Below are 16,953 nucleotides of genomic sequence, written 5' to 3'. Positions count from 1 at the left end.
CATGGACAGTCCAGAGTCAGCCTTTTAGAATGGCAGTCATGAAAGACCTGTGCTGAAGAAAGCATTGACAGGCTTTCATCGGCTTTCCTTTGATTTGCATCACAAACCCTGCTGATTCAGCAACCTCTGGCTTCCAGAGGAGGGTTTGTGCAGCAAAAATCCTTCTCTGGCAGACCCTGTGCATTTCACAGGTTTGGCTGTCGTGTTTCGGTGTTTTCAGGAGTGAACATGAAAAAATGGATGTGGTGTGTGTCTGCGGTGCTGTCGTTCTCGGGTCTGTCTCAGGCTGCCAGTTTGAGCATTGCGGGTTTTCAGAATCCCGAATCGGTGCTGTACGACGCCCAGCAGGACGTGTATCTGGTTTCCAACATCAACGGTGATTCTTTTGCCCGTGACAACAATGGTTTTGTGGCTGTGGTGTCTCCAGAGGGCAAAATCCTGAACGACCACTGGATTGCAGGCAACACCAACGGCGTGATTTTGCATGCCCCCAAAGGCATGGCTTTTGCTGGCAATGTGCTTTACGTTGCCGATCTGGACGCAGTGCGTCTTTTTGACCGCAAAACCGGAGCGCACCTGCGCGATGTGAACATCAAGAGCACTTTCCTCAATGATGTGGCCACAGATGCAAAAGGCAACGTGTACGTGTCAGACACAGGCATCCTGCCAGATTTCAGTCCCTCTGGAACCGCCGCCATTTACCAGATCTCAGGCAAAGATCAGGTCAAGGTTTTGGCTCAGGGTCCAGAGTTGGGTTTGCCCAATGGGCTTCTGGTTCAACCCGATGGGCGTTTGCTGGTGGCCCCCATGGGCGCAGTCTCCCTGTACGAACTGAAAAACGGGGTTCCTGTTCCATGGGTCAACCTGACCGCTGCAGGCATGGATGGACTGGTTCAGGTGGGCAAAGATGTGCTGGTGTCGGTGTGGAACACCCAGTCTGTCTTCAAAGTGAACCCCAAAGGTGAGGCTTCTGTGGTGGCCAGCAACATCTCATCGCCAGCAGACCTCGGTTGGGACAGCAAAAGAAACCGGCTTCTGGTCCCGGTGCTGATGGAAAACCGCATCCTGTTTCAAGATCTGGATTGATCTGGCGGCTTTGCCAGAGGGTGGTTAAAATGAACCCCATGACCCATGTGGATGTGTTGACCGACTGGGTGCGCACCCTCGAAAACCACGGCATGTTGCTGTCCCGCAGCAGCATGAATGCCCCTTGGGGAATGCAGATTCCAGCCAGTCCCACACTGGTGTTGCACCTGATCCAGCAAGGCGAATGCTGGGTCAGGATGCACGGTCTCCCAGACCTGCACCTTCAGGAAGGTGACCTTCTGCTGGTCACAAGGGGCAGCACGCACCAGTTGTCTGATCTGCCAGACCGTCCAGTGGTGTCTCTGGAAGAATTTGCTTTGCGTCCTCCTCCAGAGCCTGATCTGCCCGTTTGCACACTGGTGTGCAGCCAGTTTCAGCCCGACGTGCAATTGGGCAGGCATCTGGTGAAAGGCCTCCCTGAAGTGGTATTTCTGTCTGCTTCTGAAAGAAAGGATCATCCTTCTCTGGATCTGGCTGTACAACTGTTTCTGCTGGAAAGTGCCCAAGGGGGCTCTGGAAGCGACGTGTTGATCCGTCACTTGCTGGACGCTGTTTTGATTTACCTGCTTCGTCACCTGATGCAGCAGGCCCAGCAACCCGGATGGTGGATGGGGGCCAGCGATCCACAGATGTCCAGAGCCCTCCTCAGCATGCATGGTCAGCCCAATCACGCCTGGACGGTGGAAGGGCTTGCAGAGGTGGCAGGTCTGTCCAGAGCGGCTTTTGCACGCCGTTTTGCAGAGACGGTGGGAGAACCGCCACTGGCCTACCTGACCCTCTGGCGCATGCATCTGGCTGCCCGGTTGCTGCACCGCAAAGACATCACGGTGTATCAGGTGGCCCATCAGGTGGGTTACACCTCTGAAGCGTCTTTCAGTCGGGCATTCAAAAGACAACATGGGGTGGCCCCGCAGCAGTACCGCAACCAGCAGGCCTGAAGTGATCCTTTGAACCCCTTGTTTTGTGAGCCGGTCCATGGAATAAGCGCAAAATCGCTGTCGGGCAATGCAAACACAGAGAGCCGTCAGCCAGAAGGAAAGTTTTCTTGCTGCCTTTTGAACGGAAAGTCTGAGTGGTTTTCCGTTTGTGTCTTTTTGTTTTGCTGTTTGCAGAAGCTTCAAGGTGGGTTTTTTGCTGAAAGCTGAACGCTTTTTCAAGTGACCTGCCAACAGTCAGACTTTGCGTTGACCCTACCCTGCGTCAGACTTTTGTTGGAAAAACAGGGGTAAACTGGTGCAAGCTGGAGGTTGGATGTCTGCACCTGAAATTTACTGGCTGACCGATGATCAATGGGACACCATTTTGCTGGCCGTACCCAGAGTGGCCGTCCGGGACCGCCGGGTGTTTGAAGCCATCTTGCATGTGCTGAGCACCGCCATGCCGTGGCATGACCTTCCCGAAGACTTTGGGATCACCTACCGCACCGCATGGAACAGGTACCAGAAATGGCAGCAAGAAGGCCTGTTGGACCCAGTCTTACAGGTGTTCCTCAGGAGTTGTACCCCTACGGAACAGCGGCTCTGGACCCTGCGTTTGCAGGAAGGGGCACGCCAGAGGGCCATCAAACACGGCACACGCAAACGTCCCCTGTTGATGTCCGCAGAAAACTGAACAACAAAACCACATCTGAGACATTGAATTCCCGAGGAATAACGTTATTCCTCGGGTTCGTTTTGGGTTTCCGTCCTGTTGAAACCATCCAGAAATGCAGGTTGTCATGGAGGCTAAAGGATTTCCCTGATGCCTTTCTGCAAACCGAATGATCATGCTGATGGGATAAAATCGCCACACTTTGCTTGAACCCTCAAGACACCCCATTGATGTGAAAGGGACCCCCATGACCGGTAGACCGTCCGATCACCTGATTCCGCGCCCCCTGCGCTTTGAACTGGCCCGACCCCACCTGATTCACCGGCTCAGCGAAACCCTGCACATGACGGTGGTGGCCCTGCTTGCCCCCTCGGGTTACGGGAAATCCACCTTGCTGGCCCAGTATGCCCGGTCCACCTCCAGACCGGTGATCTGGATCAGTTGCAAAGAAGACCAGTTGGACCCCACCTCACTCAGCCAGAGCTTGCTGGAGATGGCATGCAGCCATGCTGGAGCAGAACCTTCTGTGCGGTTTGAGGTCCATCAACCCGCCACCCCCACTGCACGAAGACTGGCCTCGACGCTTTCCGAACTCAACCTCAACTGCGACTTCGTGTTCGACGAAGTGGACCTGATGGGCGAAGAAACCCTGTCGTGGTTGCATGCTTTCATCAACCACCTTGGAGAGGGCCACCGGGTTTTGCTCTGTGCTTACGGCCCCGAGAAGCTGCGTCTGGCAAGGCAACTTGCCGACGGAACAGCTCTGGTGCTGGACACCCGCGATCTGGCTTTTCATCCAGAGGAAACCGCTTCTTTTTTGCTTTTGAGGGGTCTCAAAGGCACCCAGCAGCAGGTGCACCACTCTCTGGAGGGATGGCCTGCAGGGATCGCTCTGTATGCAGCAGGAGCCACCCGCCATTATCACCCGAGCGATCTGGTGAAAGAAGCCGTAGGCAAATTGCCTGCACCCATCCGACAGCACCTTTGCGAAATGGCAGTGGTGCGCCTCTGGAGCGAAGATCTGGTCTGGCAACTGAACATTTCCTTGCCCCCCGACTGGCTGGAACAGGTTCTGCATGCTGGCTTGCCCCTCACCCCCATGGGCAACCAGCAGTACAAGCCCCACCAGTTGCTGCTGGAACACCTGACCCGTGAATTGCAACGCCGTCCAGAGCGCTTGCAACACCTCAGTGAGCAGGCAGCTGTTTTGCTGGAAAAGCAAGGGGAAACCCAGCAGGCTTACCACGCTTACCTGCAAGCCCAGCAGTTCTCCGAAGCCCTGCGCTTGCTGGGCACCCTCCTGCCTCAACTGGTTCAGCAACGGGACTTCCGCAGGTTGCGTGAATTGCTGGAAAAACTGCCTGACCCTGAACGCACCCCCTCCCTGACCACCTTGCTGGCCCACAGCCTGATCCAGACCGGAGCGATCAAACAGGGGGGTCAGATGCTGGAAACCCAGAGGCAGACGGGAACCCTCAGTCCTGAAGGATACGCCCACCTCGCTTCTGCCACAGGCAGACAAGGGGACCCTGAGCAGCAACTTCTGCTGGCCCTTGAAGGCAAAGAACACCTGCAAGAAGGAACCATGTGCCCTCCCCTGTCTTGGCAAGTGGCCTCTGCCCTGCTGGCCCTTGGTCGTTATCAGGATGCCGAACCTGAAGTGCAGGCCCTGCTGGAACATGCAGAGAAACTGGGCAACCCGCAAGAACTCGGGCAGGCCCTGACCATGCAGCAATACCTGCTGTTTGCCCAGCAACGTTACAGCGAACAACAAAAAGTCTTGGTCCGGGCTGTGCATCTGTTCGATGGTCTGGGTCTGCCCAACCAGACCATTCCCTTACGCCTGATGCTCGCAGAGATGGAAGGCCTCTCCGGGCATTTTGATGCTGCACACGCCCACCTGCAAACCATCCGCAGGCTTGCCCTTGAAGAAGACAGTGTGTATTTGCCGCAAATCACCGAATGTCAGGCCACCCTCGCAGACTGGGCCGGCCAGCCCGAGACCGCCCTCAATTTGCTGGAAGAAGCCCTGAAGCAAGCCGAGAGCATCGATCTGCGGTTGTTCTGTGCGCAGATCCAGTACCGCATGTGTGATGTTCTGCTGCGCCAGAAAGACTTTCCCAGATTCCAGAGAACCCTGCAAGAGGTACATCAGCTCGGGGCAGCAGTGCCCCTGTACACCCATTACCAGACCTTCTTTGATGCAGTGCTCGCCCTGCAAAACCAGCAAGACCAGCAGGCCCACACCTTGCTGCAGCAGGTTCTGGAACAACCCCCAGAGCGGCAGTACCACACCCGCGCTCTGGCTTTGCTGCTGGAAACCGAAAGGCGTCTCAAACTGGACAGCACCCACACCCAACACCTGTTGGACCGGGCTGTGCAGGAACAGGGTTCTGCTCAGGTGCTGCAACTGGACGCCCACCTGCTGCAAACCACCAAACCTGCCACCCCTGCAGTTCCCACTGCCCAGACCCTGCCCACCCTGAATCTGTGCACCCTTGGGGGATTCTCGGCCCAGAGGTCCGGTCAGGGTGTACGGATCTCCCTTTCACGCAGCATCGAGGTGTTGCTGTGGTTGACCATCCATGGCCCCTCCACCCGAGACAGCATTGTGGATGCCCTGTGGGAAGGCTCTGGTGAAGAAAAAAACTACGATTACTTCCGGGTGGCGGTGCGCCGTTTGCGCTCCGATTTGCAGCAGGCTTTCCCCGAGGTGGACAACCCCGTACCATTTGAGGGCAACGTTTACCGGCTCTCCAGTCAGTTTGCAGTGCACATCGACCTTCAGGTGCTCCAGCAAGCCACCCTCCACCCCACCCCAGAGCACCTTCAGGAAGCCCTTGACCTGTACCGTGGAGACTTCATGCCGGATCTGGAGGCAGAGTGGATCAACGTCCTGAGGGAAGAACAACGGGAGAAAACCATCCACATTGCCTTGCAACTGGCCTCCCTCAAGCAACAACAACCTCTGGAAGCGATGTCTGTGTACAAACGCATCCTGAAAATCGACCCGTACCATCAGGGGGCTTATCTCGGGGTGCTGGAAGCCTCCCATCAGATTGGTGGCCTGCCTGCCGTGCAGCAGGCTTTTGAACACTACCGCAACGTGATGGAACAGGAGCTTTTCGAGGATCTGGACCCGAATGTGGTCCGGTGGGTGCAGAACATGGGTGTGAAAGCCTGAGAACCCGAAACATTCCCAGATCATTCCCACCCCTTCAGGCAAACTGTGAAGCACGGAGGAACACATGAAAAAGCTGCTTGGAATCTCACTGGCTTTTGCCCTGATGCTCGTTGCCCTGCCTGCCCAGCACACCCTTTCTGAAACCACCACCGCTGGTGCCGCAGACGAACTCAAACCCTGGCCTCCCCATGGAGACTGGCCCAATGGCATCGCCACAGATTCCCCACTGGCTTCCGAGCAGCGCTGGCCTCCCCACTGGCCCTGGCCCACCAAGCCTTCCAACACACAACCCGAATTGCAGGCCCAACTGGACTGGCCTCCCCACTGGCCCTGGCCCGATCAGGATGCCTGAGAAAGCACAGGTGATCCCCTTTGTCATCCAGCAGAGCCACCCATCCTGAACTGTGGACCCATTACCTTTCGGCCCTCAATCAGCAACTGGGCACCATCCGCCCCTACATCGAAAACCATCCCTACACCTCCAGCTGGAGTGAGCACATCAAAGAGCAGTCGCTGGCCCATCTGCATGCCATTGAACAGGGATACCATCAACAAGAGTACCCTCTGGTGCACCTCGCAGCCCTCAGTGACCTGAGCCATTTGATGAACCAGAGCGCAGGGACTGTGGTCCGGGCCAGCCTTGAAGCCCTCGGGCACTGGGTGCAAGACGCCAGCCAGAAATGAAAAAGGACCCCACACAAATGCAGTGGGGTCCTTTTTGAAGTGAGGGTTATTTGTTCAGTTGGGTCTGGGTTCTGCCATTTCCCACAGGCAGGGCGCTTTCTTTCAGAATCTTGCGAATTTCTTTGAGGATGTCTGCTGCCTGATCAGGCTGGGTGTACACGCTCAAAGGATAGGCCAGGTTCTGTTTGCCCACACTGCTGGGAACAGGGCTGTTTTCATCGTAATTCTGACCCACTTCGAAGGTCTGGTTTTCTGCAGGCACCAGTTCCGTCTCGAAGTCCAGAGGAGACACCAGAGCAGGCAAAGGTTTGGCCTCACACACATTGAAGTTTTTGGCTGGCAGGGTGCCCTCCAGGAAGTAATTCAGCACTGGAAGGTCCACACACTCGGTTCCGTAAGGGAACAGGCCGTGGGTGGCATCGTTGTCCACAAACACCATGCGTGCATTCGGCAAGGATTTGAATCCACTCAGTGCACCTTCACGGGCCGTGGGGGGATCGTACTCACTTTGCAACATCATGATGGGAGGCATCTTCTGCGCACTGGGTGTGGTGGGCATGGTGGGGCGTTTGTGCCCATAGAAGAAGCAGTCTGCTGTGGCATCTCCGCCAATCAGGGGGTAATCCACCGCTTCTTTGCTGGATGCATCCACATACTTCTGATAGCTGTTGTACATGGGGGCATTGTCTCCACAGCGCACGGCAGTGAACACTGCACTGGAAGAATCAAACTCTGAGCTGTACGGCTTTTTCGCCTGGTAATCCAAATAAGATGAGGTCAGGTCATAAGCGGCCTGCATGGCCATGGCGTTCAGAATGGGATCTTTCAGGAAACTCTGGCTTCCAATGGCCTCCAGAATTTCAGAACCTTCCAGACCCTGCTTGATGAGGCCATGAACGCCCAGAGCGGCGACCAATCCCACAGGAATCTGCACAATGCCATCACCAGAATACATGCTGCTGATCATGCCAGTGCTGTTGAGGGCATTTTTCAGACCTGCAGGAAGGGCTTTGTACTTGGCATAGGCCTCTTCCTTGGTGGTGCCCAGACCATAGACATCATTGTGACGGGCAGCATAACCCAGAACCACGTCTCTGAAGTGGCGCTCAAAGCTCATGGGTTGCATGCTGAAGGTCTCTTCCAGAGCACGGTCAAGGGCCGTGTTGCTGTCCAGCAAAATTTTGCCTGCCCGCTCGGGGAACAGCTTGGTGTACCAAGAGCCCAACCAGGTGCCATAAGAGTAACCGATGTAATTGAGCTTCTGGTCTTTCATGAGTCCACGGATCAGGTCCATGTCTCTGGCGGTGTAATCGGTGTTGATGTAGGCATTGGTTGGTGCTTTGGTGCAAGCACTGGCCAGAATTTTGGCATTGCGTTCCATTCCTGCAAGGTTGCCTGCAGAACGGTCTTCTGAGGGATAAGCAGTGAAGCTCAGTACTTCATTGGTCCCACAGGTGGTGTGGAAACTGGAGCCTGTTCCACGGGGTGAGAACCCCACCATGTCATAAACATCCGACATTTTTTTCAGTTTGCCCCCAACATTGGTGTTGGGGTTGCCATTGGACCACAGGTAACCAAACAGGGCACCCAGGTAGAGACCGTCTCCTCCAGGTCCACCCGGGTTGAAGAAGATGGCCCCTTTGCGTTCGGCAGGTTTCCCTGCTTTGTAGCGCAACACCGCTACAGTTCCACTCCCTGCAGCAGGGTTGTTGTAATCCAGAGGCACCTTGACATCGGCACACTCTGCCCTTCCTTTGGATCCTGTGACCAGCACAGGATAAGGAACCACCGTAGGATCACATGAATACCAGGTCAAATTCTGGTTCTTGTAGGGCAACAAAGGATCCGGGGTGGGTGTGGTGGCGCAAGACACCAGAGCCATCAGGGGAAGAGAGAGTGCACTGTACTTCACCAGTTTTTTCATGAAGACTTCTCCTTGGTGTTTTCCCAAAAAAATGAGATTGTGGTTGTGAAAACCGCAAACATCTTACATCAAATGGATACAAAATACATAAGTATTGTAATCGGAATGTAATAAAAAGATGAAGATGTATTGGCCTCACCTCTCCGTTTTGACATCCAACCCAGAGATCTGAATGCCACATGCTTTTTTAAGTCATGGGTTGTCCTGAAAAATCTTGACACCCATTGCAAATCCACCCTCAACCATTACAGCAACATTCAAGTCGATCCCAGACCTGTCAAAGAAAAAACTGCTGATTCATCCACTCGAATGGTCTCTTGGCCAGATCCCATCAACAATTCAAAAGCCGTTCCACAAACAAGTTTCCCAAGGAATAACGTTATTCCTTGAATGGAACTGGCGCTTTTCAACTGCTCAGCAAAGTGCGGATGTCAAAATCATTGAGGCTGTAAGCCACTTTGGGAAACACCTCATCCGCATTGATGGTGCCGTCCATGACCATGCTGTGCAAAATGTCTTTTTCAATCAGAGAGAGCCTGTAACGGAATTCAGCGGTTTTCACCAGACGCTGGGCTTTCTGGTCCAAACTCAACTGCTCAAAAGAATCGTCTGGAGCAACCTCCAGAGCCACAGGCTTTGCAACAGGTTTCTCTTTTTCAGGGCCGTCGATGCTCTGGACCAGTTCAGCGCTCTGTGCCAATTGCGCCTGATACCGCTCTGGATGCTCAATGATGTCAATGAGCAAACCGGTTTTGCTGCGTGGCTTATAGCCTGTAGAAAGCAAAACATCGAGTTGCACCAGAGCGGTGTGGATGCGCTCTGGAAAATTTTGCACCAGTTCCAGGGCTTTCGTGCGGGCCACCCTTTTTTCATGGAGCAGTTGCAAGAGATCTGGGTCTGGAATGCGTTCATAACCCGTTTCAAAAACGTAGGAAACCTGCTGGTTGTCGGCACGTCCAGAGTATTGAACCTCACGCAAATAACCGACCCGCACCAAATCTTCGTGGCTGCGTTCCAGACTGCGCCGGATGCGGTAAGCATCATCGGTGACCGCCAGTTTGAGGATTCTGGCCCAGTCAAACAGGTTGAAATGCAGTTCATTGACCTGCCTGAGGGGATCCAGAGCATCCCGACGGTTGGCCTCCAGAGTGCGGTACAGGGCCCGACTGTTGGGTTGATCCAACTGACTGAGCACACGACCACTGGTTGGGAAGATGTACCCAGCACGAATGCTGTTGACGATCTCCTCTGGGAGGGTGATCTCCAGTTGGCTGGCAGCAGTGAGGTTTTCCAGTTCACTCTGGGTCTGGGCCATCCGGACAATGTGCTGGAAGGTCACCGACATCCATTTTTTGCTGGTGTGGTCGCGCCATGCACTTTTGATTTCATACTGGGAGCTGTAAAGCCGTTCCAGAGAACGTTGCAAAGCAGCATAACCTTTGCCAGAAGGGTCAATGTTGGCTTCTTTGAGCAGTTCATAGGCACTGCAACTGACTTTGCTGTCTTCGCTGCCCTGTTTCATATACAGGGACAAAATGGCCGCATACACATCACTGTCCAATCCATGTGGTACACCAAGATCAGGCTTTCCAGAGCAGGAAATCTTAAATTCTTGCTCTCCACTGATGCCGTGGTACGACCATGAACTGTAACCCTCTGGAATTTGTCGCTGGATGGCGATCAGGTTTTGCCTTGCCACATTGAGCTCATGGTAGCGCCTGATCTGGGCCTCTTCGCCCTGCCTTTTCTTTCCAGCCATGTCCACCATTCTATGTTCCGTCCAGAGAAATAAACAGTATCGGGAAACCTGTGGTTTTTGTACAGATCCTCCCAAAATGAAATGTTATTTTCGTATTCTATATATTATAATACACTTAAAACATAACAAAAACCCTGTTGATGTCCTCATGTTCTTCAGAAAAGCAACAAAACTGTAAAATCCCGTGCACATCGCAGGGTTTGTGATTTTTGACTTTTGATGCACAAGGGTATCGGGAAACCTGTGGTTTTCTCAAAAACACATTTACTGGACGCTATTCAGGCAATTCATGTTTGAAGAAATGACACGGGAAACCTGTGGTTTTCTGGAAGGTATCGGGAAACCTGTGGTTTTTCCGACACGGGAAACCTGTGGTTTTTACCCATTTTCATCGGTCCAGAGCCTTAAAAAAGCCTGCAAATCGAGGTATCGGGAAACCTGTGGTTTTTACCCCCAAAAGCATCGGGAAACCTGTGGTTTTTGAACAGGATGGACACGGGAAACCTGTGGTTTTTGCCCCCAAAAGTATCGGGAAACCTGTGGTAAAGACAGACCCCCACCCACGGGAAACCTGTGGTTTTTTGGAAAAAAAGCACGGGAAACCTGTGGTTTTTACCCCCAAAAGTATCGGGAAACCTGTGGTTTTACCGGTAAAATAGCTGTCCTGCACACATGCCCTGATGATGATTTTTTATCAATCAATTATTTATTTAAAAAACATCTATAAAAAGAATCATCAATCAGGGCGAACTTGCAAAAAATGGGACCCCTTCAAAAAAGGCCGCCTTTCGAGGAACCGAATCATTTTTCGTTACAATTTTGTTGTTGGGGGGTCCAACCGAAATCCCCTTCATTTTGAACATTCACATCAAACCGCATGATCCAGAGACCTCCATGGAAGCCACCAATGCCCCCAGAATTCTCTAAAATCAATTCTGAGGCACCTTCACAAGCCAATACGCACACTTCCTAGGGTAAAGTGCATCAGGGGGCTTTAATGGCGTTTTTAGAGCGCGATGCTGTTGATGGGTGTGATGTGCAAAACAAGCAACACCATCAAAAAAAGCGACCCAGAGGTCGCCTTGACTGAAAATTTCATTTCACACAGCAAAAACAAGCTTATCCTTGAAGCAACTCCTGAATTTCTTGCCACTTGGCTTCGACCAGAGCTTTCTTTTCCGGGCTGAGTTTCTGGAACTTGCGGGCTTCCTTGCCCCGCAGCATCATGGACAGCCCGGAGGAGGTTTTCTCTGGTTTCTGCTTGTCAAGCAAAACCCTGACCTGGGTTTTGAGTTCTTGCAAGCTCCATTGGTGCTCCAGAGCTTCGGTCAGCAATTTGCTGCGTTCCCGGTCGTTTTTCACTTGCTGGAGGATTCTGGCTTTGGTGTATTCCAGTTTTCCCTGCTGCAGGACGGTTCTCAGATCCTCAGGAAGTTGCAGCAAAGGCAAGCGGTTTTTCACGAAGCTCAGGAAGGTCAGGCCCGGATGCAAAGCTTTCAGGACCTCCTCGACTTTCTCCCGATCTTGCAAGGCCGTCTCGCTGCCATCTCGGCCAATGGCCCCGAGCCAGCGCACCAGTTCTGGTTCTGCCTGCTTGAAGGTCAAAGACAGAATGCCCACCACAGCCACCGTCTGGGTGTAAGGATCGAGGTCCTCCCTCTGGGCATTTTCGATCATCTGAAGCAAGGCCAGTTGCTCTGGGCTTTGCTGGGGCAGCACCACTGCTGGGATGGTTTCCTTTCCGGCCAGCAGAGATGCCCGGTAACGCCGTTCGCCAGTGACAATCCAGTGGCCCCCCTCTGGGCGAGGTTGCACCTGAATGGGATTTTGCACCCCCACTTTGCGGATGCTGTCGGCAAGGCTTTGCAGGGTCAGGGGATCGAAAAAACGCCGCACCTGCTCTGGATCGGGATGGATGTCCGAGAGGTTCAAGTTTTGCACCACGCGGGTGTCTTCCTGCTCCAGAGAGACATTCAGCAAGCGGGCCAGACTGGAAGCGCCTCCCACCGGTTTTTTACTCATTGACGTTCACCTGCACATTCAGGCTGGCCAGCAACTCCTCGGTGACCCCAATCACTTCACGGGCTGCCTCGCTGTCAGGACGGTGCTGCAAGATGCTCTTGCGGTTTTGCCATGCATCCTCGAAAAGGGTTCTTTCCCCAATGGGCTGTGAAACCGGGCCGTATTTTTGCAACACAGGCGCGATTTCCTGATAGTACCCTTCGTCGGTGGAATGCACGTTGCGCACAAAACGGGTGGTCACAAAAAGAGCAATCCGGTAATTGGGGTTGCTCTTTTTGCAGATGTTGAGCACCTTGAACACCCTCGGAAGCCCACCCATGGTTTTTTCTTTGGGGGGAGTGGGCACGATCATGGCATCCCCAGAGAGCAGGCAGCTCATGGTCACCTGACCCACCGAAGGGGGGCAGTCGATCAGCACAAAATCATACTGATCCCGTACGGTTTTTAGTGCACTGGAAAGCAAATTCTGTCCGTTGATCACTGTGGGAATGCTCAGTTCCAGTCCGCTGATTTCCAGCTGGCTGGGCACCAGATGGAGGCGTTCGGTGATTTTCATGGGTTCTGGGAAGGACAGTTCTTCGCTCTCCCAGATGTGGTTGATGGTGCGGTCCAGCGGAATCTGGGCTGGGTTCAGGCCAAACATCTCTGTCAGGTTGGCTTGACTGTCAGCGTCGATCAGGAGCACCCGAAAGTTGAAAAGCTCGGCCAGAGCGTATCCGATGTCGCGGGTGGTGGTGGATTTGCCCACCCCTCCAGCGTGGTTGAACACCGGAAGCACATGGCAGCGGTTGATGTTCAGTTCAATGCCCACCCCGAGCGCTTCGGCATATTTGAGCACACTGCGGATGGTGGGGTTTTCGCTGTTTTCCAGGTCCAGCACGCTCTGTTTCGAACGCACCCCAATGCGCTTGGACACGGTGAGCAGGGTGATGTCCCTTCTGGACCGGATGTCGGCCAGTTGTCGCATCACAGCTTGCATGGAATTTTCAGTCATGAAAGCATGATGTCAGGTTTAAACCTGACTTTCAAGGGACAAAACAGGCATGGTGTTTTTTATCGCCCCAGACACGCATCTGTTTTACTGCTCTGAGAGACGACGTGTCTCACACCCTCACTTCCCTGTCAGGCGCAGCAAATCTGCTTTGAGTTGACCTACAAAGCCCATCCGGTTTTTGTTCATCACCGCCTGAGCCAGTTGATCCTGAAGGTTCTGGGGGTCCAGTTTCCCTGCCTTCATCAGGTCGGTGAGCACATCCATCTCCACCAGATTCAGATCGGATTTCAGCAGCATGCGGATCGCCCGGATTTTTTCCTCCAGAGAAAACTCAGGCAGATCAAGGGTGGCCTGCACCACTTTGGCTTTGGAATTTGATTTCTCAGACACTGGCTTTTCATCGGGGGCATGGTTTGGGTAACGTTCTGGTTGTTCGATGATGCTGGCCAGCAAGCCTCCAGGAGAGCGCATGGGATAACCACTGGCTTTCAGACGGTCAAACACCTCCAGAGCATCCGCAAGTTGGGCTGGATGGGTTTTCAGGAAACCTCTGGCACTGCCTGCAGTGAGGCCACGCGCCATCAGGGCTTGCAGCAAATTCTGGCTTTCAGGGGTGAGCACCTCGGGTTCTTCCTGAGGGAAGGCGTAGCAAATCACCTGTTTCTGTCCTCTGCCCCGGTATTCAGCGTTTTTCAGGTAACCAGTGTTCAGGAGTTCCTTGTGTGGGCTTTCCAGAGACCGCCGGATCAGCTTGGGATCGGTGTCGCTGAAGTGCAGCATGGCCCCCCAAGCCACCACGTTGATCTCCAACTGGTGCTCCCTAACCTCCAGAGTGACCGGATCCCGGCGCATGGCCTCAAGCGTGCGGTACAGGGCTGTGGCAGAAGGCTGTTTGAGCTCTTTGAGCACCTGATCATTGAGGGGGTTCAGGTATCCATCGTTGATGCTTTTGACCACTTCGGTAGGCAGGGTGATTTCAATCAAACTGGCACTGTCCAGGTGGTGTTCGGCGTTTTTGGTGTAAGCCAGCGTGTTCAGGTGCCGGAAGTGCACGGTCATCCAGCGCTGGTCCCGGTGGTCCCGCCATGCCCTGTCAACGGTGTAGGTGGCCGCAAACAGCCTGCTGAGGCTCTGCCTGAGCACCTGATAGGCCCTGGAGTTTCCAGGCATGCCAGAGGCCATCAGAAGCTCTCTGGGGGTCACAATCACCTTGCCATCTCCGGGCGATCCAGCAGAAACGAAACTCTTGAGGATCCCGAGGTACACCTCGGTGTCCACCCCATGGGGCACCACTTCGCTGCTCTTGCACACCACCTTCACAGGCTGGTCGTCCAGCAGGTAGGTGGTTTCCCAGCTTTTGAAGTCACTGCTGACCTGCCTCTGGGCACTGATCAGACCCAGGCGGGAGATGTTCAGCTCATCGAGGGTGTGGCTGGGTTTTTCAGGAAGCTTTGCCATTGAAGAAGATTTTATAAGAACAAAAGATAAAAAGATAAATACTTAAGAAGATCTTCTTCTAGGGCCGGCGACCGTTGTGTGCTAGACGGCTTTTTTTGAGGAAATGGTACAGGTTAGTCGTGACTTTTGACCCAAAATGGTACAGGTTAGTCGTGACTTTTGGCCAAAAAAGGTACAGGTTAGTCGTGTGCTGCGTCTGTTCCACGGTCAAAAAGGTACAGGTGGTCGTGTCAAAAGGTACAGGTTAGTCGTGACCCAAAAAATCAAAATGGTACAGGTTAGTCGTGACTTTTGACCCAAAATGGTACAGGTTAGTCGTGACCCAACTTGTACCTTTTCTGGGACAATGTTTTTTTGATTTTGGTACAGGTTGGTCGTGTGTTTGGTGCTGGAAAATGATCCTTCGTTGACTTTTTTGCAAAATGCTGTTCGAAACGTTGTTTTTCTTGATTTGATCGCTGGTTTTCTGCTTCCTTTCTGAGCTGCTCAAAGACCAAATTTGACTCCAAAAGGTACAGGTTAGTCGTGACCTTATGTATATGTGATCTCGCCATGGTCTTTTTCTCATTCAGGTAGTTTGTCAAAGAAAAGCAAGCTCCTGTGCTCAGAAACTTAGATCTGGAGGATGTTTTTTAAATTTTCTGGTGTTCAGCCCCTTTTTTCCTTGGATGGTGTGACTTCTGGCTTCAATTCGATGCATGTCCAGAGAAAAGCCCTCGTTCTCTGGCATGGATTTTCAAAAAGGTACAGGTTAGTCGTGACCTTTGTGCTCCCATTTTCTTGATCCATTTCAGGAGCAGAGACCCAGTCCCAGTTTTTCTTTGTGGGGTTTTTGTGGGTTCGGAATAACGTTATTCCTTGAAAATTCATCGTTCAGGATGATGGTTTTTCAAATCAGATTTGGCGGTGGCTGTCTGCATATTTGAACAACCACAATGCCAGTTCATGGGTGGCCTGAGCATCCCCGAGACTGCTGTGTGCCCTGTAAGGCAAGGCCTGTTCTCCCAGAGCTGAGGCCACCTTCTGTCGTGCTTTCTGCAAAGACAGGTATTGGAAATCCTGCCCATGCCTTTTTTTCTGGTGTGCCTCTCCAAACAGGGCAGAGCTGACCACCATCAGACAATGCCATGCAGAAGCAGGAAACAAGCCCTCTGGATGCTCAAAGCCAGAGCGTCTGGCACTGCGAATCAGGGTGCTTCGATCAAAATCTGCGTTGAAGGCGAAAATGGTTTTGCCTTGAAGAACGGCTTGCAACTCTGGCATGACTTCTGCGAAGTTGGGCTGTTCTTGAAGTGAGGCTTCTGAGATGCCATGCACCCGAAATGCCTCATCTGAGATGGCTGTTTGCGGTTTGACAAGTTGGTCAAGCAGCACATCTCCTGTGCCAGAGACCACACCGATGCTGATGGCTTCACCCATCAGGTCGGTGGTTTCGGTGTCCAGGGTGACCCACTGGGCAGGAGGAATGCTGGACCATTGCAGGAGGTCATGCAAGGCTCTGCTGCACCATTCAAGACGCTCATTTTCGGTCATGTGCTGGTCTTGCAAGTGCTGGCGTTCCTGTTCGGCCTTCCAGATGTGCATTTCCTGATCGGAGGGTTTGCGTTTTGGGATGGCATCGCTTTTCCAGAAAAGCTCTGTCCTCTGGCGGTTTTTGCCTCCATGGCTGAGGGTGGCCACTGGTGCACCAGCGGTTTGTAGTCCCTCTCGGGACAATTGAAGACGGGTGACCATGCCTTCTGGCACCTGATTGATGTGACGGTAGTGGGGGAGGGGCCTTTTCATGCCCTTTTCTAACACCTTGTGCTCCAGAAGGCAGTTGCAAAAGTTTCAGGATTGCAGGGTTTGAACCTGTTTTGGTGTTGCAATGCATCTATAACCAGAGTCAGGAGGACTGCATGAAAGAATTGCCAGAGACCTACAAGAACTTTGTGCATGATCACGAAAGAGGTTGTGCAAGGGGCTCCAATTTTGGACACGCATAATAAGCGCAGACCCGAGACTCCAATTCCTTCGCCGAAAGCAAGCCCTGAGCAGGTATCACCGCCCGTTTGCCATGTAGCCATTTCGGTTCGATGGGATTCAGCCAGGGGCTTCTTTTCGGCAGCAAACCACTCAAAATCCGCACTCCACCTGATGCTTTTGCCTCACGGTTGTACTGCTTGATCCAGAAGATGACCTGTTTGCTGATATGCCAACTGGCGTTGTCCCACACCAGCAACAAAGCCTTTTTACCCTGCTTGCCCAGTTCC

13 protein-coding genes are annotated in these 16,953 nt (G+C 53.1%); 6 read left to right on the top strand and 7 right to left on the bottom strand.

Going from position 1 to position 16,953, the window contains the following annotated elements:
• Positions 1–228: 228 nt before the first annotated feature.
• The 6 genes from Q371_RS15615 (at position 229) to Q371_RS15590 (ending at position 6,544) form a co-directional block, all read left to right on the top strand.
• Positions 229–1,086 (top strand): SMP-30/gluconolactonase/LRE family protein, encoded by an 858-nt coding sequence (locus Q371_RS15615; protein WP_051964558.1) that lies wholly within the window; start codon positions 229–231, stop codon positions 1,084–1,086.
• Between the two features lie 38 nt (positions 1,087–1,124).
• Positions 1,125–2,024, top strand: a complete 900-nt coding sequence (locus tag Q371_RS15610) for an AraC family transcriptional regulator (protein WP_169743870.1) — start codon at positions 1,125–1,127, stop codon at positions 2,022–2,024.
• Between the two features lie 313 nt (positions 2,025–2,337).
• Positions 2,338–2,697: a transposase gene (locus Q371_RS25870; protein ID WP_051964556.1), complete on the top strand. Its 360-nt coding sequence runs from the start codon at positions 2,338–2,340 to the stop codon at positions 2,695–2,697.
• A gap of 226 nt (positions 2,698–2,923) precedes the next feature.
• The gene (locus Q371_RS15600) at positions 2,924–5,860 is read left to right on the top strand and encodes an AfsR/SARP family transcriptional regulator (protein WP_034341971.1); all 2,937 of its coding nucleotides are present in this window, start codon (positions 2,924–2,926) and stop codon (positions 5,858–5,860) included.
• 64 nt (positions 5,861–5,924) lie between these two features.
• Positions 5,925–6,212 carry a hypothetical protein gene (locus Q371_RS15595; RefSeq protein ID WP_034341970.1) on the top strand — a complete coding sequence of 96 codons (288 nt, stop codon included), beginning with the start codon at positions 5,925–5,927 and terminating at the stop codon, positions 6,210–6,212.
• 20 nt (positions 6,213–6,232) lie between these two features.
• Positions 6,233–6,544 carry a hypothetical protein gene (locus tag Q371_RS15590; RefSeq protein WP_034341969.1) on the top strand — a complete coding sequence of 104 codons (312 nt, stop codon included), beginning with the start codon at positions 6,233–6,235 and terminating at the stop codon, positions 6,542–6,544.
• A 46-nt stretch (positions 6,545–6,590) separates the two neighbouring features.
• On the opposite strand, the gene Q371_RS15585 is transcribed toward Q371_RS15590, so the two are convergent.
• The 7 genes from Q371_RS15585 to Q371_RS15545 form a co-directional block, all read right to left on the bottom strand.
• Positions 6,591–8,468: an alpha/beta fold hydrolase gene (locus tag Q371_RS15585; protein WP_051964555.1), complete on the bottom strand. Its 1,878-nt coding sequence runs from the start codon at positions 8,466–8,468 to the stop codon at positions 6,591–6,593.
• Between the two features lie 406 nt (positions 8,469–8,874).
• Positions 8,875–10,227, bottom strand: coding sequence for a replication initiator protein A (locus Q371_RS15580; protein ID WP_169743869.1), 1,353 nt, complete (start codon positions 10,225–10,227; stop codon positions 8,875–8,877).
• A gap of 1,119 nt (positions 10,228–11,346) precedes the next feature.
• A complete protein-coding gene (locus Q371_RS15570; protein ID WP_034341966.1) occupies positions 11,347–12,249 on the bottom strand; it encodes a ParB/RepB/Spo0J family partition protein in 903 nt (300 codons plus the stop codon).
• Positions 12,242–13,243 (bottom strand): AAA family ATPase, encoded by a 1,002-nt coding sequence (locus tag Q371_RS15565; protein WP_084571465.1) that lies wholly within the window; start codon positions 13,241–13,243, stop codon positions 12,242–12,244. The genes Q371_RS15570 and Q371_RS15565 overlap by 8 nt, the downstream gene beginning before the upstream one ends.
• A gap of 117 nt (positions 13,244–13,360) precedes the next feature.
• Complete coding sequence (locus tag Q371_RS15560) at positions 13,361–14,701, bottom strand: replication initiator protein A (RefSeq protein WP_034341964.1); 1,341 nt, start codon at positions 14,699–14,701, stop codon at positions 13,361–13,363.
• 894 nt (positions 14,702–15,595) lie between these two features.
• The gene (locus tag Q371_RS25865) at positions 15,596–16,486 is read right to left on the bottom strand and encodes a 3'-5' exonuclease (RefSeq protein WP_051964553.1); all 891 of its coding nucleotides are present in this window, start codon (positions 16,484–16,486) and stop codon (positions 15,596–15,598) included.
• A gap of 154 nt (positions 16,487–16,640) precedes the next feature.
• Positions 16,641–16,953: transposase (locus Q371_RS15545; RefSeq protein WP_034341962.1), on the bottom strand; the 313-nt coding region annotated here is incomplete at its 5' end.

Origin of the sequence: Deinococcus misasensis DSM 22328 (assembly GCF_000745915.1) — a bacterium.
Lineage (GTDB): Bacteria > Deinococcota > Deinococci > Deinococcales > Deinococcaceae > Deinococcus_C > Deinococcus_C misasensis.
Note: the sequence above shows the minus strand (reverse complement) of the source record. Positions and strands in the feature narration are given on the sequence as shown.